Source organism: Agromyces sp. NPDC058064 (assembly GCF_042885275.1).
Lineage (GTDB): Bacteria > Actinomycetota > Actinomycetes > Actinomycetales > Microbacteriaceae > Agromyces.
Genome location: NZ_JBHVSE010000002.1, coordinates 1225226 through 1246649, shown reverse-complemented (window position 1 = coordinate 1246649; position 21424 = coordinate 1225226). Strand labels below are relative to the sequence as shown.

The following is a 21424-nucleotide window of genomic DNA, read 5'->3' as shown; positions in this document are numbered from 1 at the left end:
GATGACCACTCCCGGCTGGCGTACCTCGAGATCCATCCCGACGAACGAGGTGCGACCTGTGCCGGGTTCCTCGAACGAGCGATCGCGTTCTACGCCCGACTCGGCGTGCGAGTCGAGCGCGTGATCACGGACAACGCGTTCGCGTACCGAAACTCGACCGTGTTCCGCGATGTCCTGAACGATCACGGCATCAAGCAGAAGTTCATCCGCCCGCGCTGCCCATGGACCAATGGGAAAGTCGAACGCCTCAACCGAACACTCGCGACCGAATGGGCCTACGCGCGGCCATTCACCACGAACGCAGAACGCGCCGCAGCCTTGCCCGCCTGGCTCGACTACTACAACCTAGACAGAACCCACCTCGGCATCGGAGGCCGCACTCCCATCGACCGAATCAACAACGGTCGAGGTCAGTACAGCTAGCGCGGGCCGCATTCCGCACGGGGCGCTCGCACGTCGGGCCGCTCCCGACGTCAGTCGCGGCGGAGCGGGTCGGGATCGTCGCTTCGGTGCCAGGCGATCTCGATGAGGCGCCGGAGCACGTCGAGGTCGAGATCGTCGAGCTTCTTGGCGTAGATGCAGCCAGCACCCTCGGTGTACGTGCCGAGCTCGGGCAGCAGCGCAGCGCTCTCGGGCAGGTCCTTGAGCCCGTAGAAGGTCAACTGCGCCTTGCGGGGCGAGAACCCCGCCTTCGGCCAGTCCCCGCGCGTGCGCGGGTTCGCCGGCGAGATGTACCGGTAGCTGCCGTAGCCGACCATCGACGGCCCCCACATGACCGGGTCGGTGCCGGTGACCTCGCGGAAGATCTCGGCGATCCGCCGGCCCTCCTCGACCCGGCGACTGGGCGTCGCCGCAGCGAGGAACTCGTCCACGTCCGCATCCGTCGGCACGGTCTTCTGGGTGCTCATGGTCTCAACCTAGACCTCGACGTGCGCGGCGCGCATGGTCTGATTCGGGTCGAGGCCGGTGGCGGTGCATGAGCGGCGCATGAGGATCGGTGCGCTCGACGCCCGAGATCCGTGCGGCGATCGCTCGCGCCGCATCACCGCGCGACACGTCACCGTGACCCGTACGGGTCGATGAAGGACGCCGGATGGGCACTGAGGCCTAGTGGATGGGGGGCGCGAGTTCTAGCATGTCGCTGATTGATCCCGTCCCATCAAGCGAGGGGGTGCGCGATGGACGACACGGTTGATCGCGACGGCGAGAAGGCCGACGAGCAGGTGGTCGAGGATTTCGCGGGGTGGGTGTTCGACAGGTTCCTCGGCGCGATGGAGACGCTCTCCATCCACATCGGTTCCAGCCTCGGGCTCTACGCGGCGCTCCGGGATGCGCCGGCCACTCCGGCTGAGCTCGCCGCGCGGACCGGCATCGATCGGCGGTACGCGCGCGAGTGGCTCGAGCAGCAGGCGACGGCGGGCATCCTCGATGTCGATCGCGACGACGGCACCGAGAGGTTCCGTCTGCCGGCCGCGCAGGCGGAGGTGCTCACCGATCGCGCCTCTCTCGGGTATTCCGCGCCACTGGCGGACATGTTCGCCGCGGTCGCGCTGCGTGTGCCCGACCTCACCGACGCCTACCGGACGGGTCGAGGCGTTCCGTGGGCGGCGTTCGGCGCTGCCGTACGCGACGGTCAGGGCGACATCAACCGCCCGTGGTTCGAGAACGTGCTTGCGAAGGCGCTCGCGTCCGTCCCGCGGGTGCACGAGGTGCTGTCGCGACCCGATGCGGGGATCGCCGATGTCGCGTGCGGGCACGGGTGGTCGACGATCGGTCTTGCCCGGGCGTACCCGGATGCGATCGTCGACGGGTTCGATATCGATGCCCCCGCCATCGAGGCGGCACGCGAGCACGCCGCAGGGCTCGAGAATGTGACATTCTCCGAGCTCCGAGGCGAGCATCTCGCCGACGAGGGCGAAGACCGCTACGACGCCGCGTTCGTCTTCGAAGCACTGCACGACATGCCCGACCCCGTCGCCGTCCTCTCTTCGATCGGGCGCGCGGTCCGATCCGACGGTGCCGTCGTCGTGATGGACGAAGCCGTCGCCGAAACGTTCTCGCCTCCCGGCGACGACACCGAGCGGGCGATGTATGGATACAGTCTGCTGATCTGCCTGCCTGACTCGATGTCGACACCGGACTCCGTCGCGACCGGCACCGTCATGCGACGTGCGACGCTCGAACGCTACGCGCACGAAGCCGGCTTCTCCGCCGTCAGCATCCTGCCGATCGACGGGTTCGCCGCCTTCCGGTTCTACCTCCTCGAGCGGTGAGGCGCGTTCCCAGCCCGGGGAGCACGTCGCAAGCCGATGCCCCGACACGTGCCCGGGAACGATCCGTGGCCGTCCGGATCGGGACCGACTCGACGTTCGCACGGCCCCACGAAGGGCCCCAACAGTGGGGCCGCCACGGGGATCCGGAGATGCCTGCAGCACCCGCAGGCTGCGCCCGATTCTCAGCGAGTTGCGTTGAGTCGGCTTGAGCGCCGAAGTCTGCCCTGGGAGGAGGACCCTACGTGCGGCGAACGAGTTCCGGGCTTCCGTGGATCATGCCGGCGGGTAGCCGTCGAACTCCTGCCCCGGCGTGATGTTCGGGTACATCGCCATGCTCGCCTTGAACTCGGCGACCGCGCCGAGCACCGCGGCGAACATCCATCCCATGTCGAGCTTGTAGTCGAACAGGTTGTAGCGCTCGCCGGGGTCGCTTCCGATGTCGAAGAACATCGGGAACTGGGGCTCCACGATCGGCTGATCGATCCCGTCGCAGTAGCGGAACACCGCTTTGACGTTGCGCCACTTGCAGGACATGAGCGAGCCGTCGGGGCCGAAGAACACGAGGGACTCCCGTCCCGTCTCCTCGCTCGTCCCCAACAGGAACTCGGACGCGTCGATCCCGTCCATCGGACGATCCGTCGGCACTCGATCGGCGGCGCCCGCCAAGGTCGCGAACGTCTTGTACCAGTCATGGGCCGACAGCATCTGCTCGGTCACGACGCCCGCGGGCACGTGACCGGGCCAACGGACCATCGCCGGCACCCGCATCGACCCCTCCCACGGCGGCGTCATGAAGCCGCCCCGGAAGGGCCCGTTCGACTGACCCATGATGTCGAGATCGGCGAGCGCCGCGGCGTTGTCGCTCGAGAACACGATCAGCGTGTTCTCGCTGATCCCCTCTGCCTCGATGCAGTCGACGATCTGCCCGACGCGATGGTCCATCTCGGCGATGAGGTCGGCGAGCATCCCGAGACGATCGGGCGAGGTCTGGTCGAAGTCGGGGTGCACGCGCTCCGGCGGATGCAAGTGCGACAGGCCGACATAGGTGTAGAACGGTCGGGTCCCGTTCGCGTTGCGCTTGATGAAGTCGACGGTCTTGTCGACGATGAGTTCATCGAGCAGCGGCCGAACCTCGATGTCGAGCTCACGGACCGCGTGCTGCTCGCCGCCCTTCCGGCCTTCCCAGATCTGGGGCGCTTGGATTCCGCGCGCCTCGGCGATGGCGTTGAACGCCGCATACGAGGTCCATCCAGCCTCGTCCGCGCTGTTGCGATAGCCCCACCATTCGTCGAACCCCTGGTCGGTCGGAAGGCGGCCCTCGTCATCGCCGAGATGCCACTTGCCGAACAGGCCGGTCGCGTATCCCGCGTCCGAGAGCAGGTCGGCGGTCGTGTACTCCCACGGCGTGAGCCCGCTCTTCCCCTCCCCCGGGAACGGCACCTTGTAGGTGCCCGACCGCACCGACTGCCGGCCGGTGAGAATCGCCGACCGCGTCGGCGTGCACTGGGCCTCGACCGTGTAGTTGTTGAAACGGATCCCTTCGTTGGCGAGGCGATCGATGTTCGGCGTCGGCGTGCCTCCGCCGTAGATCGCGAAGTCCCCCCAACCGACGTTGTCGCACAGGATGAACACGATGTTCGGCTGCTTCGTTGACATGTTTCCGGATCCCCCTCCGGTCGACGTTCGCACGCGGGCGCCCCTGTGAGTGCCCCGACTGAGCGTTCGACGAGTAGGTTTCCATCGCGAATCGTTCGTCGCATCACGTAGTTCGTGCGATGTCGCCGTGGACGTAGCCGGGCGATGGGGCACCGTCGATCCCGAGTCCGACCCTGGCGGAACGGAGTTCGCACCCGTCTGATCGGGCTCTGCGGTCACCGCCGCATGGAGGGGAGGTCAATGCGCACGGAGAATTCCCGCCGTGAGGATCGTCATCGTGGCTGCCGCGCTGCTGTAGCGCAGCTGCTGCCGAGTTTGGTGGCCTTCGGGCCGGTGCCCTCGAGCCGCCAGTGGTACAGCGTCTCTTTCGAGAGCTGCAGGTATGCTGCCAGCTCGTCGACGGTGAAGTAGTCCCCGAAGCTCTCGATGAACCGAGTCGCCGGGGCCGTGGTCGGAAGCGATGTGCTCATACTCCTGATGAGTGCGGCACATCCCCTGCATCGTCAGGGTCTGCTGGGATCCGTTGTGGATCCCTGTGGAAGCCGGGCCGATTTCGAAAAGGCCCCAAAAAGGCCCCAAACGCCCGCTTCCAACGAAAAGAACCCCTGAGAACCTTCGGTTCATCAGGGGTTTTGGTGGATCTGAGGGGACTCGAACCCCTGACCCCCTGCATGCCATGCAGGTGCGCTACCAGCTGCGCCACAGACCCATTTCGTTGGTTTCTCGCTCTCGCGGCCCAACGATTCGAGCTTACACCAGCCACTCGCCCGAAACGAAATCGAGCGGGCCTCAGCCGATGAGGGCCCTCCTGATCAGGGGTTTGCCGCCAGGATCGGCTCGACCGGCAGTGCCGGGCAGTCGTTCCAGAGGCGCTCGAGGCCGTAGTACATGCGCTCCTCCTGGTGGAAGACGTGCACGACGAGGTCGCCGAAGTCGAGCAGCACCCACCGGCCGCCCGCGTGCCCCTCGCGCCGGCCGGCGCGGCCGAGCACCTCTTCGATGCCGTCGGCGATGGCGACGACGTTGCGCTCCGAGGTGCCCGTGACGAGCAGGAACACGTCGGCGAACGGGAGCGGCCGCGAGACATCCAGCGCGACCAGATCTTCGCCGCCCTTCGCGTCGGCCGCGCGAACCGCGCGTGCGAGGGAGTCGAGGGCCTGGGTGGATGCGGTCATACGCTCATTTCCGGTGTACGAGTGGTGGTGCGGGACCGGTCAGAACAGGCCGGTCATCGCTCCGATGACGAGGGTGCCGACGACGCCGAGTGCGAGCACGCCCGCGGTCACGGCGAGGACGAGGGGCACGTTCATGCCCTCCTTCTTCGGCGGGGAGATCATGGTGCGTGCGGCGCCCTGCGTGCTGATCGCACGCGTGGCCGCGACGGGGGCGACGCCCGTGCCGACGTCTTCGACCTGGTGCTCGAAGAGCCGGTCGACGTCGGAGGAGTCGACCTGGCTCGGGTGCACGCCGGTCGCGCCGTAGCTGCGGGGCAGGTCGATCGAGCCGGTCGCGAGCACCTCGCCCGACTGCGAGAGCTGGTTGCCGAAGGCGCCCTGATCGGGCAGCGACGGGAGGATCAGCGCGTTCGTCGTCGTCGGCACACCGTGGCTCAGCGCACCGCGCGAGAGCATCTGGTCGAACGGTTCGGCGCGCTGCTCGGTGTCGGGCACGTTGAGCTGCGAGGTCCAGTGCCCGGGCGACCCGGCGCTCACACCGGGGAGGTTCGGCACACTCGTGTCGAGCATCGGGTTCAGGGCCGGCTGCGGCGTCGCGAGCGATGCGGGCATCGCCTGCGGGGGCCGCTGCGCCTGCGGCTGCGGTTGCGGCTGCGGCTGCGGCTGCGCCTGCGGCTGCGCACCCTGCACCGGCTGCGCAGCGGCTGCCGCGGTCGCGATCGGGGCGGCCGGCTCGTCGTCGAACTCGTCGTCGAAGTCGTCGAGCTGGGCACCGTCGAGCATCGCCCGCAGCTCGCGCCGCGTCAGCGTGCGCTCGGGCGCAGACGGCATGGCGGCGGCGGGCTGGGGAGCCTGGGGTGCCACGGGAATCGGCTGGGGCACCGCCGGTTGCGGTGCTGCTTCGGCGGGTTGCGGCGCCGAGGGGCGCGGGGCGAACGGGTTCTGCGGAGCCTGCTGCGGGACGGCGGTCACCGGCGCGGCCTGCTCGTACCCGCCGGCGGGGCGCGGCGGGGCGAAGTTCTGGGGCGGCGCGTACGCCGACGGCGCGGCGGCCGGCTGCTGCGGCGCCACCGGCGCGGGCGTCGGCATCACGGGAGCCGCGGCCGGCTGGGGGGCGACGGGCTGCGGCGCGACGGGCTGCGGCGCGTACTGCTGCGGCGCAGCAGGAGCCTGCGCGGGTGGGGCCGAGTAGGTCGGCGCCGCGGCGGGAGGAGCCTGTTCCGGGGTCGCTCCACCGGCCTGCTGTTCCCGCAGGCGCTCGAGCTCGCGCAGCTCACGGCGCGTGAGCTGCGGTTCGTTGGACGACGTCATTCGACACTCCGGTAGAGATGGTGCTTGGAGATGTACTGGACGACCCCATCGGGGACCAAGTACCACACCGGGAAACCCCGGCGCACCCTGCTCCGACAATCGGTCGAGGAGATCGCAAGTGCCGGAACTTCAAGCAAGCTTACGTCTTGCTCGGGCAAACCAGTAACGCTCAGCACATGTCCCGGACGACTCACAGCAACGAAGTGCGCGAGCTCCCAGAGCTCGTCGACGTCCTTCCACGAGAGGATCTGCGCGATCGCGTCGGCACCCGTGATGAAGAAGAGGTCGGCATCGGGGCGGTCGCGCCGGATGTCGCGCAGCGTGTCGATCGTGAAGGTCGCCTTCGGCCGATCGATGTCGACGCGACTCACCGTGAAGCGCGGGTTCGATGCGGTCGCGATGACCGTCATGAGGTACCGGTGCTCGGCCGGGGTGACGACCGTCTTGTAGCTCGGTTGCCCGGTCGGCACGAACACGACCTCATCGAGGTCGTGCGACTGCGCGACCTCGCTCGCGGCCACGAGGTGGCCGTGGTGGATGGGATCGAACGTGCCGCCCATGACCCCGATTCGGGGCCGGCGGCCCGGGCCGGTCACGGTGCGACCGCTCGCCTCAGTGGCCGTGCCCGTCTCCGGTGTGGCGGGCGGCGTAGGCCTCGGCCTTCGCGCGGTGACGGTTGGCGACGTCGCGGTACGAGGCGGTCACGATGCCGAGCGCGGCGAAGATGATCAGCGCGATGAGCCCGTACATCCAGGCCTCCATCGGAAGCTCCCGTGCGTGCACCGTCTCGGTGAGCACCGTGCCGGTCAACGCTGCGGTGGTGAGGCTCATTCGGCCGTTCCTTTCGAATCCTGCTGGTAACGCTCCCGACAGTCTAGCGAGAACGGCGGTCGGGCCGGGGTCAGGCGCGCACGTGGCCAGAGCCGCGCACGATCCACTTGGTGCTCGTGAGCTGCGGCAGGCCCATCGGCCCGCGCGCGTGCAGCTTCTGCGTCGAGATGCCGACCTCGGCGCCGAAGCCGAACTCCGAGCCGTCGGTGAAGCGCGTCGAGGCGTTCACCATGACCGCAGCGGCGTCGACCTCGTTGAGGAAGCGCTCGGCGTTGCCGAGGTCGTTCGTGACGATGGCCTCGGTGTGCTTGGTCGAGTAGCGGCGGATGTGCCGAAGGGCGTCGTCGAGCGAATCGACGACGCCGACCGAGATGTCGAGGCTCATGTGCTCGGTCGCCCAGTCCTCGTCGGTGACGGGCACCGCCTCGGGGCGCAGGGCGCGCACCCGCTCGTCGGCGTGCACGGTCACTCCGGACGCCTCGAGCCGGTCGAGCACCGCGGGCAGCAGTCGCTCGGCGGCGGCGCGATGCACCAGCAGCGTCTCGAGCGCGTTGCAGACGCTCGGCCGCTGCACCTTGGCGTTGTGCACGAGCTCGACCGCCCACTGCTCGGGCGCGCTCTCGTCGAGGAACATGTGCACGACGCCCGCCCCCGTCTCGATGACGGGCACGCGCGCCTCGTCGACGACGGCGCGGATGAGCCCCGCGCTCCCCCGGGGGATCAGCACGTCGACGAACTCTCGGGCCTGCATGAGGTGACGGGCGCCCGCGCGGCCGAAGTCGTCGACCGTCTGCACCGCGTCGCCGGGGAGGCCGGCGAGCTCGAGGGCGTCGCGCAGCACCTCGACGAGCACGCGGTTGGTCTGCTCGGCGGCACTGCCGCCGCGGAGCACCACGGCATTGCCGCTCTTCAGGGCGAGCACCGCGATGTCGATCGTCACGTTCGGGCGCGCCTCGTAGATGGCGCCGACGACGCCGAGCGGTACCCGCACCTGGTCGATGCGCACGCCGCTCGGCAGGGAGCGGCCGCTCACGGTCTCGCCGATCGGGTCGGTGAGGGCGATCACCTCGAGCACGGCGTCGGCGAGCGACTCGACCCGGCGCACGTCGAGCGTCAGTCGATCGAGCAGCCCGTCGGAGAGCCCGCTCGCGCGCCCGGCCTCGAGGTCGAGCGCGTTCGCCGCGACGATGTCGTCGGCCCGCGCACGGAGGAGCGTCGAGACCTGCTCGAGCGCGGCATCCTTCTCTGCGGTGGAGGCACGCGCGAGCAGGTGCGAGGCCGCCTTCGCGGCGGCGAAGCGCTCGTCGAGCACGGCGAGGTCGAGGTCGGGATGCTCCATGGCACCAGCCTAGGCGAGCGACGGTACGACGCTCGCCGTATGACGAGGTCGGACGGCGTCGGGCAGCCGGTCAGCCGGCGGCGGGTGCCGGGTCGAACCAGGTGCCGATCTCGGCGCCGGCGAGGGCGTCGGCGACGAGCGGGGTCGCGGTGATGAGCACCGCAGCGCCCGCGTCGGCGGCGATCCGAGCGGCGGAGACCTTCGTCTCCGCTCCCCCGGTGCCGACGCCGGCGCGGCCGACCGAACCGATCTCGACGCCCGCGAGCTCGTCGCCGTGCGGCACGTGCGCGATGCGCTCGGCGCCCTCGAGGTGCGGCGGCTTCGTGTAGAGCGCGTCGACGTCGGAGAGGAGGACGAGCAGCTCGGCGCCGATGAGCTCGGCGACGAGCGCGGCGAGCCGGTCGTTGTCGCCGAAGCGGATCTCGTGGGTCGCGACGGTGTCGTTCTCGTTCACGATCGGCAGGATGCGCAGCGCGAGCAGGCGGTCCATCGCCCGCTGCGCGTTGAGTCGCGGCGTCTCGTTCTCGAGGTCGCTCGCCGTGAGCAGCACCTGCCCGGCGATGATGTCGAACCGGTCGAGCGCGTCCTGGTAGCGCACGACGAGCAGGTTCTGCCCGACGGAGGCGGCGGCCTGCTGCGTGGCGAGATCGTTGGGGCGCGAGTCGAGGCGCAGGTACGGCATGCCGGTCGCGATCGCACCGGATGACACGAGCACCACCTCGGTGCCGCGCGCGTGGGCCGCGGCCAGCGCATCGACGAGCGGCGCGATCTGGCCCGCGTTCTCGCCGCTGATCGACGAGGAGCCGACCTTCACGACGATGCGCCGCGCCGACGCCACGTCGGCGCGCGACCGCACGGTCACCGTTCGCCCTCTGAGCCCGTGCCCGTCTCCGAGTCGCTCGCGTCGCCGTCGCCGTCGGCCCAGAGGCCGGCCTCGCGCTCGCGCTCGAGCTCGGCGCGCGCCTCCGCCTTCGCGTCCATGCGCTCGTGGTAGTCGCTCTTGCGCTCGGCGCGGGTGGCACGACGGTGGTCGTCGAGGCGGGCATCGGTGCCGCGCGGCGCCGTGATGAGCTCGGCGGTCGAGGTGAGCGTCGGCTCCCAGTCGAAGACGACGCCCTGCCCCTTGCCGATGACGACGGTCGATCCGGCGACGGCCCCGGCGCGCACGAGCTCGTCCTCGACGCCGAGCTTCGCGAGCCGGTCGGCGAGGAAGCCGACGGCCTCGTCGTTGGTGAAGTCGGTCTGCTGCACCCAGCGCTCGGGCTTCTTGCCGAGCACCCGGTAGATCGTGCCGTAGCTGCCGCCCTCGGCGCGCACGACGAACTCGACCTCGTCGACGGCCCTCGGCCGGATGACGATGCGCTCGGGGGCGGGCTCTGCGGCGGCGGCGATGCGAGCGTGGTCGACGAGCTCGCCGAGGGCGAAGCCGAGCTGGCGCAGGCCCTCGTGGCTCACCGTCGAGATCTCGAACACGCGGTAGCCGCGGGCTTCCAGGTCGGGGCGCACGAACTCCGCGAGCTCTCGGGCCTCGGGCACGTCGACCTTGTTCAGGGCGACGATCTGCGGGCGTTCGAGCAGCGGCACCTGGCCCTCGGGAACCGGATAGGCGCCGAGTTCGCCGAGGATGATGTCGAGATCGCTGATCGGATCGCGACCGGGCTCGAGGGTCGCGCAGTCGATGACGTGCAGCAGGGCCGAGCAGCGCTCGACGTGGCGGAGGAATTCGAGGCCGAGGCCCTTGCCCTCGCTCGCGCCCTCGATGAGCCCGGGCACGTCGGCGACGGTGTAGCGATGGTCGCCGGCCTGCACCACGCCCAGGTTCGGGTGGAGCGTCGTGAACGGGTAGTCGGCGATCTTCGGCCGGGCCGCGGAGAGGGCGGCGATGAGGCTCGACTTGCCGGCGCTCGGGTAGCCGACGAGCGCGACGTCGGCGATGGTCTTCAGTTCGAGCTTGATGGTGCGCTCGTCGCCGTCGGTGCCGAGCAGGGCGAAACCTGGGGCCTTGCGCTTCGTCGTCGCGAGCGCCGCGTTGCCGAGTCCGCCGAGGCCGCCGGAGGCTGCGACGTAGCGCAGGCCCGGCTCGGCGAGGTCGGCGAGCTCGTTGCCGTCCTCGTCCTTCACGACGGTGCCGATCGGCACGGGCAGCTCGAGCGACTCGCCGAGCGCACCCGAGCGATTGTCGCCCTGGCCGGGCTGGCCGTTCGCGGAGGAGCGGTGAGGGCGACCGTGGTACGCCAGGAGGGTGGTGACCTGCGGGTCGGCGACGAGCACGATGTCGCCGCCGTGGCCGCCGTTGCCGCCGTCGGGGCCCGCGAGGGGCTTGAACTTCTCGCGGCGCACCGAGACGCAGCCGTTCCCGCCGTGCCCGGCGCGCAGGAACAGCGTCACCTCGTCGACGAAGCTGACCATTCCGTACCCCTTCCCAGCGATGAAACACGTGAGGGCGAGCCGAAGCCCGCCCTCACGATGACCGTCGGTCGACTATTCGCCGACCGCCACGATGTTGACGACCTTGCGGCCGCCCTTGTTGCCGAACTGCACCGCGCCGGCCTCGAGCGCGAAGAGGGTGTCGTCGCCACCGCGACCGACGCCCGCGCCCGGGTGGAAGTGGGTGCCGCGCTGGCGGACGAGGATCTCGCCGGCGCTGACGACCTGGCCGCCGAAGCGCTTCACGCCGAGGCGCTGGGCGTTCGAGTCACGACCGTTGCGAGTGGAGCTCGCTCCCTTTTTGTGTGCCATGTCTGATTCTCCTTCGAGGCGCCGCGGGCTACTTGATGCCGGTGATCTTGACGCGCGTGAGCTCCTGACGGTGGCCCTGGCGCTTCTTGTAGCCGGTCTTGTTCTTGAACTTCTGGATCACGATCTTGGGGCCGCGGAGGTCGTTGAGAACCTCGGCCGTGACCGTGACCTTGGCGAGCGACTTGGCGTCGGAGGTGATCTTCTCACCATCGACGAGGAGCACCGGGATGAGCTGGACGTTGCCGTCCTTGTCAGCCTGGATCCGGTCCATCGTCACGATGGTGCCGACTTCGACCTTCTCCTGCCGACCGCCGGCGCGCACTACTGCGTAAACCACTACTCGTACCTATCTCTGGGGAACCCTCGGGGGTTCCGACTGTCTGATGGGATTGTCACTGCGCGGTCGCCCCAGCGGGAAGAAGGGTGGTGACTGCCAGAAAACGATGTGCAGAGCGAACTGCAAAGCGGCGCCCACTGGGATAAGCAGCGGCACCAACGGACGAGTTTACCGGATGAGTGGGGAGCGGTCAAACGAGCGCGACCGGCGCGTCGCGGCGCTCCCCCGCGTACGATCCCGGTATGACCGCACTCATCGACACGTCCCGGCGGCACGGCCGTTGAGCCGCGAGCGGAGGCGCACGTGATCCTCATCGACACGCCGCTCTGGCCGAAGCACGGCACGGTCTGGGCGCACCTCGTGAGCGACTCGTCGATCGATGAGCTGCACGCCTTCGCGCGACGCGCCGAGCTTCCGCCGCGCGCGTTCGACCTCGACCACTACGACGTGCCGGTGGAGCGCTACGACGACCTGGTCGCCGCCGGGGCGCTCCCGGTCGAGCCCCGCGAGCTCGTCGTGCGGCTCGCGAGGAGCGGCCTGCGGGTCACGCCGCGCGAGCGGCGCGCCCGCAGGCGCGACGGCTCACTCTGAGCGGTCGGATGCCTCGGCGCCGGCGCTGTCGTCGGCACGGGTGATGACGGGCGGGGCACCGCCCGTGCTGAGCGCCGCGGTCGAGACGCGACGGCTGCGGGCGCGACCCTCCCCGGCCTTCTTCGGGGCGGGCAGCGCGTCGAGCACGGAGTCGAGGAGCACCTCGGCCTCGGCGGCGTGCACCGGGCGCTTGCGCTCGACGGCCGGCGCGGGCAGTTCGAGGATCGGCGTCGCCTCGGCCGCGGGGGCGGCAGCCTGGGCGGCGACCTCGGCGTTCGCCGCTGCCTCGTTCGCACCGGCGCGCTCGTCACGAGCGGTGCTCGCCTCGGGGGTGCCCTGCTCCTGCGAGACCCGGCGGTGGCGACCGCGGCGTCGGCCGCCGGTCGGCGCGTCGGCCGCGGGGGCGTCGGCCGTGCGCGCGGCGTCGGCCGGCACGGCGACCGGCGTCTCGCCCGCCTTGGGCTCGGCGTGCGGGATCGTCGAGGCCGCGATCTGCGCGAGGGCGTTCTTCACGTCGTCGGTGATCGCGTGGGTGCCGGTGTGCGGCGCGCTCGACGATGCGGGCTGGGCGTTCTGCTGCTGCCCGCCGCCGCCGTTCGAGTTGCCGCCGCCGCGGTTGCGGCGGCGCTCGGGCTGCTGCTGCGGCGCGCGGTGCTTGAGCACGGGCTCGTGGTGCACGATGATGCCGCGGCCGGCGCAGACCTCGCAGGGCTCGCTGAACGACTCGAGGAGCCCGAGCCCGAGCTTCTTGCGGGTCATCTGCACGAGGCCGAGCGAGGTGACCTCGGCGACCTGGTGCTTGGTGCGGTCGCGCGACAGGCACTCGACGAGGCGGCGCAGCACGAGGTCGCGGTTCGACTCGAGCACCATGTCGATGAAGTCGACGACGATGATGCCGCCGATGTCGCGCAGGCGCAGCTGGCGCACGATCTCTTCGGCCGCCTCGAGGTTGTTCTTCGTGACGGTCTCTTCGAGGTTGCCGCCCGAACCGACGAACTTGCCGGTGTTGACGTCGACGACGGTCATCGCCTCGGTGCGGTCGATGACGAGCGAGCCGCCGGAGGGCAGCCAGACCTTGCGGTCGAGCGCCTTCTCGATCTGCTCGCTGATGCGGAACTCGTCGAACGAGTCGCGCTCACCGGCGTACGCCTCGACCCGCTCGAGCAGGTCGGGCGCGACGGCGCGGAGGTAGCGCTCGATCGTCTGCCGTGCCTCGTCGCCCTCGATGACCATCTTCTGGAAGTCCTCGTTGAAGACGTCGCGGACGATCTTGATGAGCAGGTCGGGCTCGGAGTGCAGGAGCGCGGGCGCCTGCACCTTCTCGAGGGTCTTCGAGATGTCGGCCCACTGCGCGATGAGTCGGTTGACGTCGAGGGTGAGCTGCTCCTCGGTGGCGCCCTCGGCGGCGGTGCGCACGATCACGCCCTGGTTCTCGGGCAGCACCTCCTTGAGGATCTTCTTGAGGCGGGCCCGCTCGGTGTCGGGGAGCTTTCGGCTGATGCCGTTCATCGAGCCGTTCGGCACGTACACGAGGTAGCGGCCGGGCAGCGAGATCTGGCTCGTCAGGCGTGCGCCCTTGTGGCCGACCGGGTCCTTCGTGACCTGGACGAGCACGCGGTCGCCGGGCTTCAGCGCGAGCTCGATGCGGCGGGGCTGGTTCTTCTCGCCGTTCTCGGCGGCGGCGTCCCAGTCGACCTCGCCCGAGTACAGCACGGCGTTGCGGCCGCGGCCGATGTCGACGAAGGCCGCCTCCATCGAGGGCAGCACGTTCTGCACGCGGCCGAGGTAGACGTTGCCGATGAGCGAGGCGTCCTGGTTGCGCGCCACGTAGTGCTCGACGAGCACGCCGTCCTCGAGGACGCCGATCTGGATCCGGCCGCCCTTCTCGCGGACGACCATCGAGCGGTCGACCGACTCGCGGCGTGCGAGGAACTCGGCCTCGGTGATGACGGCGCGGCGCCGGCCGGCGTCGCGGCCGTCGCGACGGCGCTGCTTCTTCGCCTCGAGGCGGGTCGAGCCCTTGACCTTCTGCGGCTCGGTGATGAGCTCGACCTCGCGGGGCTTGCGCACCTTCACGACGTTGTTGGCGGGCTCGTCGCCCGACGGGCGGCCCTCCTCGCCGGAGCGCCGGCGCGTGCGGCGGCGCACGCTCGACGTCTCGTCGGCCGGCCGCTCGTCGCGCTCGGCGCGGTCGTCGCGCTCGGGCACCGCGAACACGGGCGGCGCGTGGAAGATCAGCGAGGTCGTCGTGAGCGCGGTCGGGATCGGCGAGATCGCCGGCTCCTCCTCCGCCGGGGCCTCGTCGGCGGCCTCGGCCTGCGCCTCCGCGTCGACCTCGGCGTCGGGGGTCGCGACGACCGGGTTCGCCGGCTCCGCGACGGATGCCTCGGGCTGCACCGAGGGCGCCGCGTCGGCCGCGGCGTCGTCGGCCACGGGCTGCGCGCCCACGGCCTCGTCGGCGGGCGTCACCGCGTCGGGAGCGGGCTGCGCCGCCTTGCCGCGGCCCCTGCGGGAGCCGAACAGGCCGCCGCGTCGCTTCGCGCCCCTCGAATCGGGTTCGTTCGTGTTCTTCTCGTTGCCTTCCACCATCTCTGGTGCACTCCTACGCCGGTCCCGACGGCCGCGCCGTCGTTCCGTTACTCATCTGGAGCGGTTCCGCCGTGTGCGGAACCGCCGAACCTTCACTGCTGCGATCGGCGGGTGCCTGAATCGCCACGTCTTGCGGGTGTCTCCCGCCCACTCGGATGCGGTGCATCCTCAAAGCCTTCGTTGGCGCCGCGCCGGGCGCGGCCCGAGCGACTCCCTCGATTATCGCATGGTCTCACAGCGCAGTGGGGAACCGGCGTGCCATAATCCGAGCATGCCCGACTCCCCTCGCGGATCCCGACCGGTCGCGTCGGCGATCTTCCTCATCATCGCGGGGGCGCTCGGCCTCCTCGCCGCGTTCGAGCTCTCGCTCGAGAAGGTCCTCACCCTGATGGACCCGACGCACGTGCCGAACTGCAACGTCGGCGTGCTCGTCGGCTGCAGCACGAACCTCGCCTCATGGCAGGGCTCGGTGTTCGGCTTCCCGAACCCGTTCGTCGGACTCATGGCGTGGCCGGTCGTGATCACGATCGGCGTGGCGATCCTCGCGGGGGCGACCTTCGCGCGCTGGTTCTGGATCGGCTTCAACGTCGGCGTGGCGGGCGCACTGGTCTTCGTCGGCTGGCTGATCTACCAGAGCATCTACGTGCTCGACGTGCTCTGCCCCTGGTGCATGCTGACCTGGGCGGTCACGATCCCGACCTTCTGGGTGGTGACGCTCCACAACCTGCGCTCGGGCCACATTCCGGCCTCGGCACGCGTCCGCCGGCTCGCCGCGGGCTGGTTCGCGTGGATTCCGCTCATCACGCTCGTCTGCTACGGCATCGTCATCCTGCTCGCGCAGCTGCAGATGAACGCCATCCCCCGCGTCATGCTCGACCTGCAGGGCCTCTTCGGCTGACCCGAACCGCGAACGCCCCGGCCGGGGATCCCGGCCGGGGCGTTCTGCGTCCGTGGTCGCTCAGGCGAACCAGAGTGCGAGCTCGCGCTCGGCCGACTCGGGCGAGTCGGAGCCGTGCACGAGGTTCTGCTGCACCTTGAGGCCCCAGTCGCGACCGAAGTCGCCGCGGATGGTGCCGGGAGCGGCGGTCGTCGGGTCGGTCGTCCCGGCGAGCACGCGGAACCCCTCGATGACGCGGTTGCCCGCGACGCGCATCGCGACGACCGGACCGGACTGCATGAACTCGACGAGCGGCTCGTAGAAGGGCTTGCCCTCGTGCTCGGCGTAGTGCTTCGCGAGGAGCTCGCGGTCGGCCTGCACGAGGCGGATGTCGACGAGCGAGTAGCCCTTCGCCTCGATGCGGCGGAGGATCTCGCCGGTGAGGTTGCGGGCGACCCCGTCGGGCTTCACGATCACGAGGGTCTCTTCGATCGCAGTGCTCATTGCTGTTCCTTTCCCGGCGCGGCGAAGGCCGCGCGCTGTCGGTCGATACGGCTGCCGGCGACCATGCAGTACCACCACATGCCGCCGAACAGCGCCCCGACGACGAACATCGCCGGGTTGAGGAAGCCGGACGCGATGATGAGCACCTGCAGGATCCAGCCGAGCACGTACGCCCACTCGAATCGCAGCAGGCCCATCGTCGCGATCAGGCCGAGGATGATGACGCCGCCCGCGGCGAGGGCGACCCACGACGGCAGCGCCTGGTCGGCACCGCCCTGCGCGAGACCCCAGATCACGAGTGCGGCGAGGAAGACGACGATCGTCTCGAAGGCGAGGACGATCGAGGCGAGGCTCCGCCTGATCGATCGGGGGGCCGGTGCCGGCGCAGCCGACTCGGACTCGGGCCCGGGTTCGCCGCCGCCCTGCAACGCGTCGCTCATGCCCCGCCCCACTCCCGGTCGTCGGCGATCGCCATGGCCTCGCCCACGAGGACGATCGAACCGGTCACGAGCACCGCGCGCCTCGGCGCCTCGGCGGCCCAGGTGCGGGCCTCCTCGAGCGCGTCGTCGAGCCGCTCGACCACGAGCGTGCGCTTCATGCCCACGCGCTCGGTGACGATCGCCTCGAGCGCGGCGGCGGGCAGGGCCCGCTCGGTGTCGGGCGCGGTGACGAGCATCGGCCCGTCGAGCTCGGCGAGCGTGTCGACGATGCCGGCCGCGTCCTTGTCGTCGACGACGCCGACGACGATCGCCCACTCGTCGAAGTCGAAGAACTCGCCGAGTGCGGTCACGAGGGCGCGGGCGCCGTGCGGGTTGTGCGCGGCGTCGACGAGGATCGTCGGCTCGATGCCGACGAGCTGCAGCCGGCCGGGCGAGGTCGCCTCGGCGAGGCCGCGCTCGACGACCTCGTCGGCGAGGCGGACGGAGCCGCCCCCGATGAAGGCCTCGACCGCCGCGATCGCGACGGCGGCGTTCTCGGCCTGGTGCGCCCCGAAGAGCGGCAGGAAGATCTCGCGGTACTCCCCCGCGAGCCCGCGGATCGAGACGAGCTGCCCGCCCACGGCGACCTTGCGCTCGATCACGGCGAAGGCGTCGTCCTCGACGGCGAGCGTCGACTCGGTGAGCTCGGCCGCCTCCTCGAGCACCGCGAGCGCGGCGTCGGGCTGGCGCGCCGACACGACCGCCGCGGCCGGCTTGATGATTCCCGACTTGGTGCGCGCGATCGCCTCGACGGTCGAGCCGAGACGAGCCTGGTGGTCGAGCGCGATCGGGGTGAAGACGGCGACCTGCCCGTCGGCGACGTTCGTGGAGTCCCACTCGCCTCCCATGCCGACCTCGAGCACGACGACGTCGACGGGGGCGTCGGCGAAGCACGCGAACGCGAGCACGGTCAGCACCTCGAAGAAGGTGAGCGGCGACTCGCCGGACTGTTCGAGCTCGGCGTCGACGATCGCGATGAACGGGAGGATCTCCTCCCAGTTGCGCGCGACCGCCTCGTCGGTGACGGACTCGCCGTCGATGCGGATGCGCTCGGTGAAGCGGACGAGGTGCGGGCTCGTGAGGAGCCCCGTGCGCAGGCCGGAGGCGCGCAGCAGGCTCTCGATCATGCGACTCGTCGAGGTCTTGCCGTTCGTGCCGGTGAGGTGGATCACCGGCGCGGCGCGGTGCGGGTCGCCGAGGAGCTCGACGGCGCGACGCGTCGGCTCGAGCCGCGGGCGCGGCGCGCCCTCGCCCACCCGGGCGATGAGCGAGGCGTAGACCGCGTCGGCCGCGTCGGCGGCCTCGGCGTCGTGGTCGTGGGCGTCGCTCATGCGCGCTCCAATCCGATCAGGAGTCGTGAATCGTCGCCGACGGGCTTCGCCTCGGCGGACTCGGCTGCGGCGGGCGACGCGACGACGTCGAGCGTCGTCGCGAGCGTCTCGCCCGCGATGAGGGCGCGGTGCGTCTCTGCGGCGGCCGCTCCGGCCGGGTCGAGCGCGAGGTTGAGCACGATGCGGTCGCCGACCTCGAGGCCGGCCGCCTTGCGCGCCTCCTGCACCGCACGGACGACGTCGCGCGCGAGGCCCTCGGCCTCGAGCTCGGGGGTCGTCGCGGTGTCGAGCAGCACGAAGCCGCCGTCCGCCAGCAGCGCGAGCGCGTTCTCGCCGTCGCCCGACGCGCCGGCCTCGAGCACGAGCTCGTACTCGCCCGCCTCGAGGGCGATGCCGCCCGCGACGACCGCGTCGCCGGTGACCGACCAGTCGCCGCTGCGCGCCCCCTGGATCGCCTGCTGCACCTGCTTGCCGAGGCGCGGGCCCGCGGCACGTGCGTTGACGGTGAGCCGCTTGGTCACGCCGTAGCGCTCGGCGCTGTGCTCGTCGAGCGCGACGAGCTCGACCTGCTTGACGTTGAGCTCGTCGCGGAGGATCGCCTCGAACGGGGCGAGCGCGGAGGCATCCGCGCTCACGACGGTGAGCTTCGCGAGCGGCAGGCGAACCCGGCGACCCGACTGCTTGCGCAGCGAGAGCGCCGAGGAGCTGATCTCGCGGACGGCGTCCATCGCGGCGACGAGGGCCGGGTCGGCGGGGAACTCCGCGGCGTCGGGCCAGTCGGTCAGGTGCACGCTGCGCCCGCCGGTGAGCCCGCGCCAGACCTTCTCGCTGACGAGCGGCAGCAGCGGTGCGGCGAGGCGGGTGAGCGTCTCGAGCACGGTGTGGAGGGTGTCAAACGCCTCGCGCCCCGAGCCGTCCTCGGCGACCCCGCCCCAGAACCGGTCGCGCGAGCGGCGCACGTACCAGTTCGTGAGCACGTCGCCGAAGTCGCGCAGCTTCTGCGCCGCGAGCGGCGAGTCGAAGTCGTCGAGGTCGGCGGTGACCGCCTCGACGAGGTCGCGCAGCTTCGCGAGCAGGTAGCGGTCGAGCACGTCGGTCGAGGTCGTCGAGCGGGATGCCTCGTAGCCGCCCTCCTTCGCCGTGTTGGCGTAGAGGGAGAAGAAGTACCAGGTGCTCCACAGCGGCAGCATGAGCTGGCGCACGCCCTCGCGGATGCCCTCCTCGGTGACGACGAGATTGCCGCCGCGCAGCACCGAGCTCGACATGAGGAACCAGCGCATCGCGTCGGAGCCGTCGCGCTCGAACACCTCGGAGACGTCGGGGTAGTTGCGCAGCGACTTCGACATCTTCTGGCCGTCGCTGCCGAGCACGATGCCGTGGCTCACGACGTTCGAGAAGGCGCGCCGGTCGAACAGCGCCGTCGAGAGCACGTGCATGACGTAGAACCAGCCGCGCGTCTGCCCGATGTACTCGACGATGAAGTCGGCGGGGTTGTGCGAGTCGAACCACTCGCGGTTCTCGAACGGGTAGTGCACCTGGGCGAAGGGCATCGAGCCCGAGTCGAACCAGACGTCGAAGATGTCGGGGATCCGGCGCATGGTCGAACGGCCCGTGGGGTCGTCGGGGTTCGGCCGCGTGAGGTCGTCGATGTACGGCCGGTGCAGGTCGGGCTCGCCCGACGGGCCGACGGGCAGCCGGCCGAAGTCGCGCTCGAGCTCCTCGAGGGAGCCGTACACGTCGATGCGGGGGTGCTCGGGGTCGTCGCTCTTCCACACCGGGATCGGCGAGCCCCAGTAGCGGTTGCGGCTGATCGACCAGTCGCGGGCGCCGGCGACCCACTTGCCGAACTGGCCGTCCTTGACGTTGTCGGGCACCCAGTTGATGTCCTGGTTGAGCTCGCCCATGCGGCCCTTGAACTCGGGCACCTTGATGAACCAGCTCGACACGGCGCGGTAGATGAGCGGGTTGCGGCAGCGCCAGCAGTGCGGGTACGAGTGCTCGTAGCTCGCCTGGCGGAGGAGCCGGCCCTCGGCCTTGAGGATCTGCGTGAGCGGCTTGTTCGCGTCGCTCCAGAGCAGCCCCGCGACATCCGTCACCGCCGGGAGGAACCGGCCGCCCTCGTCGAGCGAGATCACGACCGGGATGCCGGCGGCTTCGCCGACCTTCTGGTCCTCCTCGCCGTAGGCGGGCGCCTGGTGCACGATGCCCGTGCCGTCCTCCGTCGTGACGTAGTCGGCGACGAGGATGCGCCAGGCGTTCTCGAGCCCGTACGCCTCGACGTCGGCGTAGTAGTCGAAGAGGCGGTCGTAGGTGACGCCCTCGAGCTCGGCGCCGCGCACCGTGCGCGACACCGCGGCGCGCGCCTCGTCGGCGGAGTCGTAGCCGAGCTCCTTCGCGTAGTTGCCGACGAGGTCGATCGCGAGGAGGTACTCGGCGCCGAGCACCTCGGTGTCGCTCGCGACGCCCTCGGCGCCCTCGCGGAGCACCGTGGCGTCGGGGGTGCCGTTCGGCCCGCCGGGCACGACCGCGTACTCGATCTCGGGGCCGACGGCGAGCGCGAAGTTCGTCGGCAGGGTCCACGGCGTCGTCGTCCAGGCGAGCGCGCGCACGGCGGTGAGGCCGAGCGACTCGGCCTTCGCGCCCGTGAGCGGGAAGGTGACCGTGACCGTCTGGTCCTGGCGCATCTTGTAGACGTCGTCGTCCATGCGCAGCTCGTGGTTCGAGAGCGGCGTCTGGTCGCGCCAGCAGTACGGCAGCACGCGGTAGCCCTCGTAGGCGAGCCCCTTGTCGTAGAGGGTCTTGAACGCCCAGATCACGCTCTCCATGAAGGTGACGTCGAGCGTCTTGTAGTCATGCTCGAAGTCGACCCAGCGCGCCTGGCGCGTGACGTACTCCTCCCACTCCTTGGTGTAGCGGAGCACGGACTCGCGGGCGGCTTGGTTGAAGGCCGCGATGCCCATCTCCTCGATCTGACTCTTGTCGGTGATGCCGAGCTGCCGCTCGGCCTCGAGCTCGGCCGGCAGGCCGTGCGTGTCCCAGCCGAAGCGGCGGTGCACCTGGTGGCCGCGCATGGTCTGGTAGCGCGGGAACAGGTCCTTCGCGTAGCCGGTGAGGAGGTGCCCGTAGTGCGGCAGGCCGTTGGCGAACGGGGGCCCGTCGTAGAAGACCCACTCGGGGGCGCCCTCGCGCTGGTCGATCGAGGCCTGGAAGGTCTCGTCGTTCAGCCAGAACTCGAGGACCTCGCGCTCGACGGCGGGGAAGTCGGGTGAGGGGGCGACACCGTGGTCGTCTGAGGTACGGGGGTACACGCTCGCTCCTTGTGGGACGGATGCTCTCACGAGGACGCCGGCCGCTCGATCGAGCCTCCGCCGCGGTACCACCTCGCTTGCCCT

At 70.5% G+C, this 21424-nt stretch carries 21 protein-coding genes and 1 tRNA gene; 4 read left to right on the top strand and 18 right to left on the bottom strand.

What is annotated here, in order from left to right:
- Positions 1–423: integrase core domain-containing protein (locus tag ACFVSL_RS11660; RefSeq protein ID WP_386941112.1), on the top strand; the 423-nt coding region annotated here is incomplete at its 5' end.
- Positions 424–473: 50 nt separating this feature from the next.
- Here the strand turns inward: ACFVSL_RS11660 and ACFVSL_RS11655 are convergent.
- Positions 474–908, bottom strand: a complete 435-nt coding sequence (locus ACFVSL_RS11655; RefSeq protein WP_386941111.1) for a DUF1801 domain-containing protein — start codon at positions 906–908, stop codon at positions 474–476.
- A 237-nt stretch (positions 909–1145) separates the two neighbouring features.
- On the opposite strand from ACFVSL_RS11655, the gene ACFVSL_RS11650 reads away from it, so the two are divergent.
- On the top strand, positions 1146–2273 hold the full coding sequence (locus ACFVSL_RS11650) for a class I SAM-dependent methyltransferase (protein WP_386941110.1): 1128 nt from the start codon (positions 1146–1148) through the stop codon (positions 2271–2273).
- 273 nt (positions 2274–2546) lie between these two features.
- On the opposite strand, the gene ACFVSL_RS11645 is transcribed toward ACFVSL_RS11650, so the two are convergent.
- The 12 genes from ACFVSL_RS11645 to rplU form a co-directional block, all read right to left on the bottom strand.
- Positions 2547–4148, bottom strand: a complete 1602-nt coding sequence (locus ACFVSL_RS11645) for an arylsulfatase (protein WP_386941109.1) — start codon at positions 4146–4148, stop codon at positions 2547–2549.
- Positions 4149–4201: 53 nt separating this feature from the next.
- Entirely contained in the window at positions 4202–4399 is a 198-nt protein-coding gene (locus tag ACFVSL_RS11640; protein ID WP_386941108.1) for a helix-turn-helix transcriptional regulator, read from the bottom strand.
- Positions 4400–4562: 163 nt separating this feature from the next.
- A tRNA-Ala gene (locus tag ACFVSL_RS11635) sits at positions 4563–4638 on the bottom strand.
- A gap of 103 nt (positions 4639–4741) precedes the next feature.
- Positions 4742–5104, bottom strand: coding sequence for a ribosome silencing factor (gene rsfS / locus ACFVSL_RS11630; protein WP_157424224.1), 363 nt, complete (start codon positions 5102–5104; stop codon positions 4742–4744).
- Between the two features lie 39 nt (positions 5105–5143).
- Positions 5144–6415: a hypothetical protein gene (locus tag ACFVSL_RS11625; protein WP_386941107.1), complete on the bottom strand. Its 1272-nt coding sequence runs from the start codon at positions 6413–6415 to the stop codon at positions 5144–5146.
- Positions 6412–7011, bottom strand: a complete 600-nt coding sequence (gene nadD / locus ACFVSL_RS11620) for a nicotinate-nucleotide adenylyltransferase (protein ID WP_386941106.1) — start codon at positions 7009–7011, stop codon at positions 6412–6414. The genes ACFVSL_RS11625 and nadD overlap by 4 nt, the downstream gene beginning before the upstream one ends.
- A gap of 16 nt (positions 7012–7027) precedes the next feature.
- The gene (locus ACFVSL_RS11615; RefSeq protein ID WP_386941105.1) at positions 7028–7246 is read right to left on the bottom strand and encodes a hypothetical protein; all 219 of its coding nucleotides are present in this window, start codon (positions 7244–7246) and stop codon (positions 7028–7030) included.
- A gap of 70 nt (positions 7247–7316) precedes the next feature.
- Positions 7317–8585 carry a glutamate-5-semialdehyde dehydrogenase gene (locus tag ACFVSL_RS11610; protein WP_386941104.1) on the bottom strand — a complete coding sequence of 423 codons (1269 nt, stop codon included), beginning with the start codon at positions 8583–8585 and terminating at the stop codon, positions 7317–7319.
- 70 nt (positions 8586–8655) lie between these two features.
- Positions 8656–9447 carry a glutamate 5-kinase gene (proB, locus tag ACFVSL_RS11605; protein WP_386941103.1) on the bottom strand — a complete coding sequence of 264 codons (792 nt, stop codon included), beginning with the start codon at positions 9445–9447 and terminating at the stop codon, positions 8656–8658.
- Positions 9444–10994: a GTPase ObgE gene (obgE, locus tag ACFVSL_RS11600; protein WP_386941102.1), complete on the bottom strand. Its 1551-nt coding sequence runs from the start codon at positions 10992–10994 to the stop codon at positions 9444–9446. Before obgE ends, proB begins: the two co-directional genes overlap by 4 nt.
- Positions 10995–11066: 72 nt before the next feature.
- On the bottom strand, positions 11067–11324 hold the full coding sequence (rpmA, locus tag ACFVSL_RS11595) for a 50S ribosomal protein L27 (RefSeq protein ID WP_022888079.1): 258 nt from the start codon (positions 11322–11324) through the stop codon (positions 11067–11069).
- 28 nt (positions 11325–11352) lie between these two features.
- Positions 11353–11661, bottom strand: coding sequence for a 50S ribosomal protein L21 (gene rplU / locus ACFVSL_RS11590; protein WP_157424218.1), 309 nt, complete (start codon positions 11659–11661; stop codon positions 11353–11355).
- A 303-nt stretch (positions 11662–11964) separates the two neighbouring features.
- Between rplU and ACFVSL_RS11585 the strand changes: the two genes are divergently transcribed.
- Positions 11965–12252: a DUF4031 domain-containing protein gene (locus ACFVSL_RS11585; protein ID WP_386941101.1), complete on the top strand. Its 288-nt coding sequence runs from the start codon at positions 11965–11967 to the stop codon at positions 12250–12252.
- On the opposite strand, the gene ACFVSL_RS11580 is transcribed toward ACFVSL_RS11585, so the two are convergent.
- On the bottom strand, positions 12244–14841 hold the full coding sequence (locus tag ACFVSL_RS11580) for an Rne/Rng family ribonuclease (RefSeq protein WP_386941100.1): 2598 nt from the start codon (positions 14839–14841) through the stop codon (positions 12244–12246). The two genes, ACFVSL_RS11585 and ACFVSL_RS11580, sit on opposite strands and share 9 nt — an antisense overlap.
- 271 nt (positions 14842–15112) lie before the next feature.
- Between ACFVSL_RS11580 and ACFVSL_RS11575 the strand changes: the two genes are divergently transcribed.
- Positions 15113–15739 (top strand): vitamin K epoxide reductase family protein, encoded by a 627-nt coding sequence (locus ACFVSL_RS11575; protein WP_386941099.1) that lies wholly within the window; start codon positions 15113–15115, stop codon positions 15737–15739.
- Between the two features lie 60 nt (positions 15740–15799).
- Here the strand turns inward: ACFVSL_RS11575 and ndk are convergent, their stop codons facing one another.
- From ndk to ileS, 4 genes are read right to left on the bottom strand one after another with little or no spacing between them, the layout of a single operon-like run.
- A complete protein-coding gene (gene ndk / locus ACFVSL_RS11570; RefSeq protein WP_386941098.1) occupies positions 15800–16222 on the bottom strand; it encodes a nucleoside-diphosphate kinase in 423 nt (140 codons plus the stop codon).
- Complete coding sequence (locus tag ACFVSL_RS11565; protein ID WP_386941097.1) at positions 16219–16662, bottom strand: DUF4233 domain-containing protein; 444 nt, start codon at positions 16660–16662, stop codon at positions 16219–16221. The genes ndk and ACFVSL_RS11565 overlap by 4 nt, the downstream gene beginning before the upstream one ends.
- Positions 16659–18032 (bottom strand): bifunctional folylpolyglutamate synthase/dihydrofolate synthase, encoded by a 1374-nt coding sequence (locus ACFVSL_RS11560; RefSeq protein ID WP_386941096.1) that lies wholly within the window; start codon positions 18030–18032, stop codon positions 16659–16661. Before ACFVSL_RS11560 ends, ACFVSL_RS11565 begins: the two co-directional genes overlap by 4 nt.
- Complete coding sequence (gene ileS / locus ACFVSL_RS11555; RefSeq protein ID WP_386941095.1) at positions 18029–21340, bottom strand: isoleucine--tRNA ligase; 3312 nt, start codon at positions 21338–21340, stop codon at positions 18029–18031. The genes ACFVSL_RS11560 and ileS overlap by 4 nt, the downstream gene beginning before the upstream one ends.
- Positions 21341–21424 lie beyond the last annotated feature (84 nt).

Excerpts from the sequence above, each read along its gene's own strand:
- ACFVSL_RS11640 (WP_386941108.1), bottom strand. The coding sequence starts at position 4,399 with ATGAGCACATCGCTTCCGACCACGGCCCCGGCGACTCGGTTCATCGAG.
- rpmA (WP_022888079.1), bottom strand. The coding sequence starts at position 11,324 with ATGGCACACAAAAAGGGAGCGAGCTCCACTCGCAACGGTCGTGACTCG.
- obgE (WP_386941102.1), bottom strand. The coding sequence starts at position 10,994 with ATGGTCAGCTTCGTCGACGAGGTGACGCTGTTCCTGCGCGCCGGGCAC.
- ACFVSL_RS11625 (WP_386941107.1), bottom strand. The coding sequence starts at position 6,415 with ATGACGTCGTCCAACGAACCGCAGCTCACGCGCCGTGAGCTGCGCGAG.
- ACFVSL_RS11565 (WP_386941097.1), bottom strand. The coding sequence starts at position 16,662 with ATGAGCGACGCGTTGCAGGGCGGCGGCGAACCCGGGCCCGAGTCCGAG.
- ACFVSL_RS11655 (WP_386941111.1), bottom strand. The coding sequence starts at position 908 with ATGAGCACCCAGAAGACCGTGCCGACGGATGCGGACGTGGACGAGTTC.
- ACFVSL_RS11575 (WP_386941099.1), top strand. The coding sequence starts at position 15,113 with ATGCCCGACTCCCCTCGCGGATCCCGACCGGTCGCGTCGGCGATCTTC.
- ACFVSL_RS11610 (WP_386941104.1), bottom strand. The coding sequence starts at position 8,585 with ATGGAGCATCCCGACCTCGACCTCGCCGTGCTCGACGAGCGCTTCGCC.
- ndk (WP_386941098.1), bottom strand. The coding sequence starts at position 16,222 with ATGAGCACTGCGATCGAAGAGACCCTCGTGATCGTGAAGCCCGACGGG.
- ACFVSL_RS11560 (WP_386941096.1), bottom strand. The coding sequence starts at position 18,032 with ATGAGCGACGCCCACGACCACGACGCCGAGGCCGCCGACGCGGCCGAC.
- ACFVSL_RS11615 (WP_386941105.1), bottom strand. The coding sequence starts at position 7,246 with ATGAGCCTCACCACCGCAGCGTTGACCGGCACGGTGCTCACCGAGACG.
- ACFVSL_RS11580 (WP_386941100.1), bottom strand. The coding sequence starts at position 14,841 with ATGGTGGAAGGCAACGAGAAGAACACGAACGAACCCGATTCGAGGGGC.
- rsfS (WP_157424224.1), bottom strand. The coding sequence starts at position 5,104 with ATGACCGCATCCACCCAGGCCCTCGACTCCCTCGCACGCGCGGTTCGC.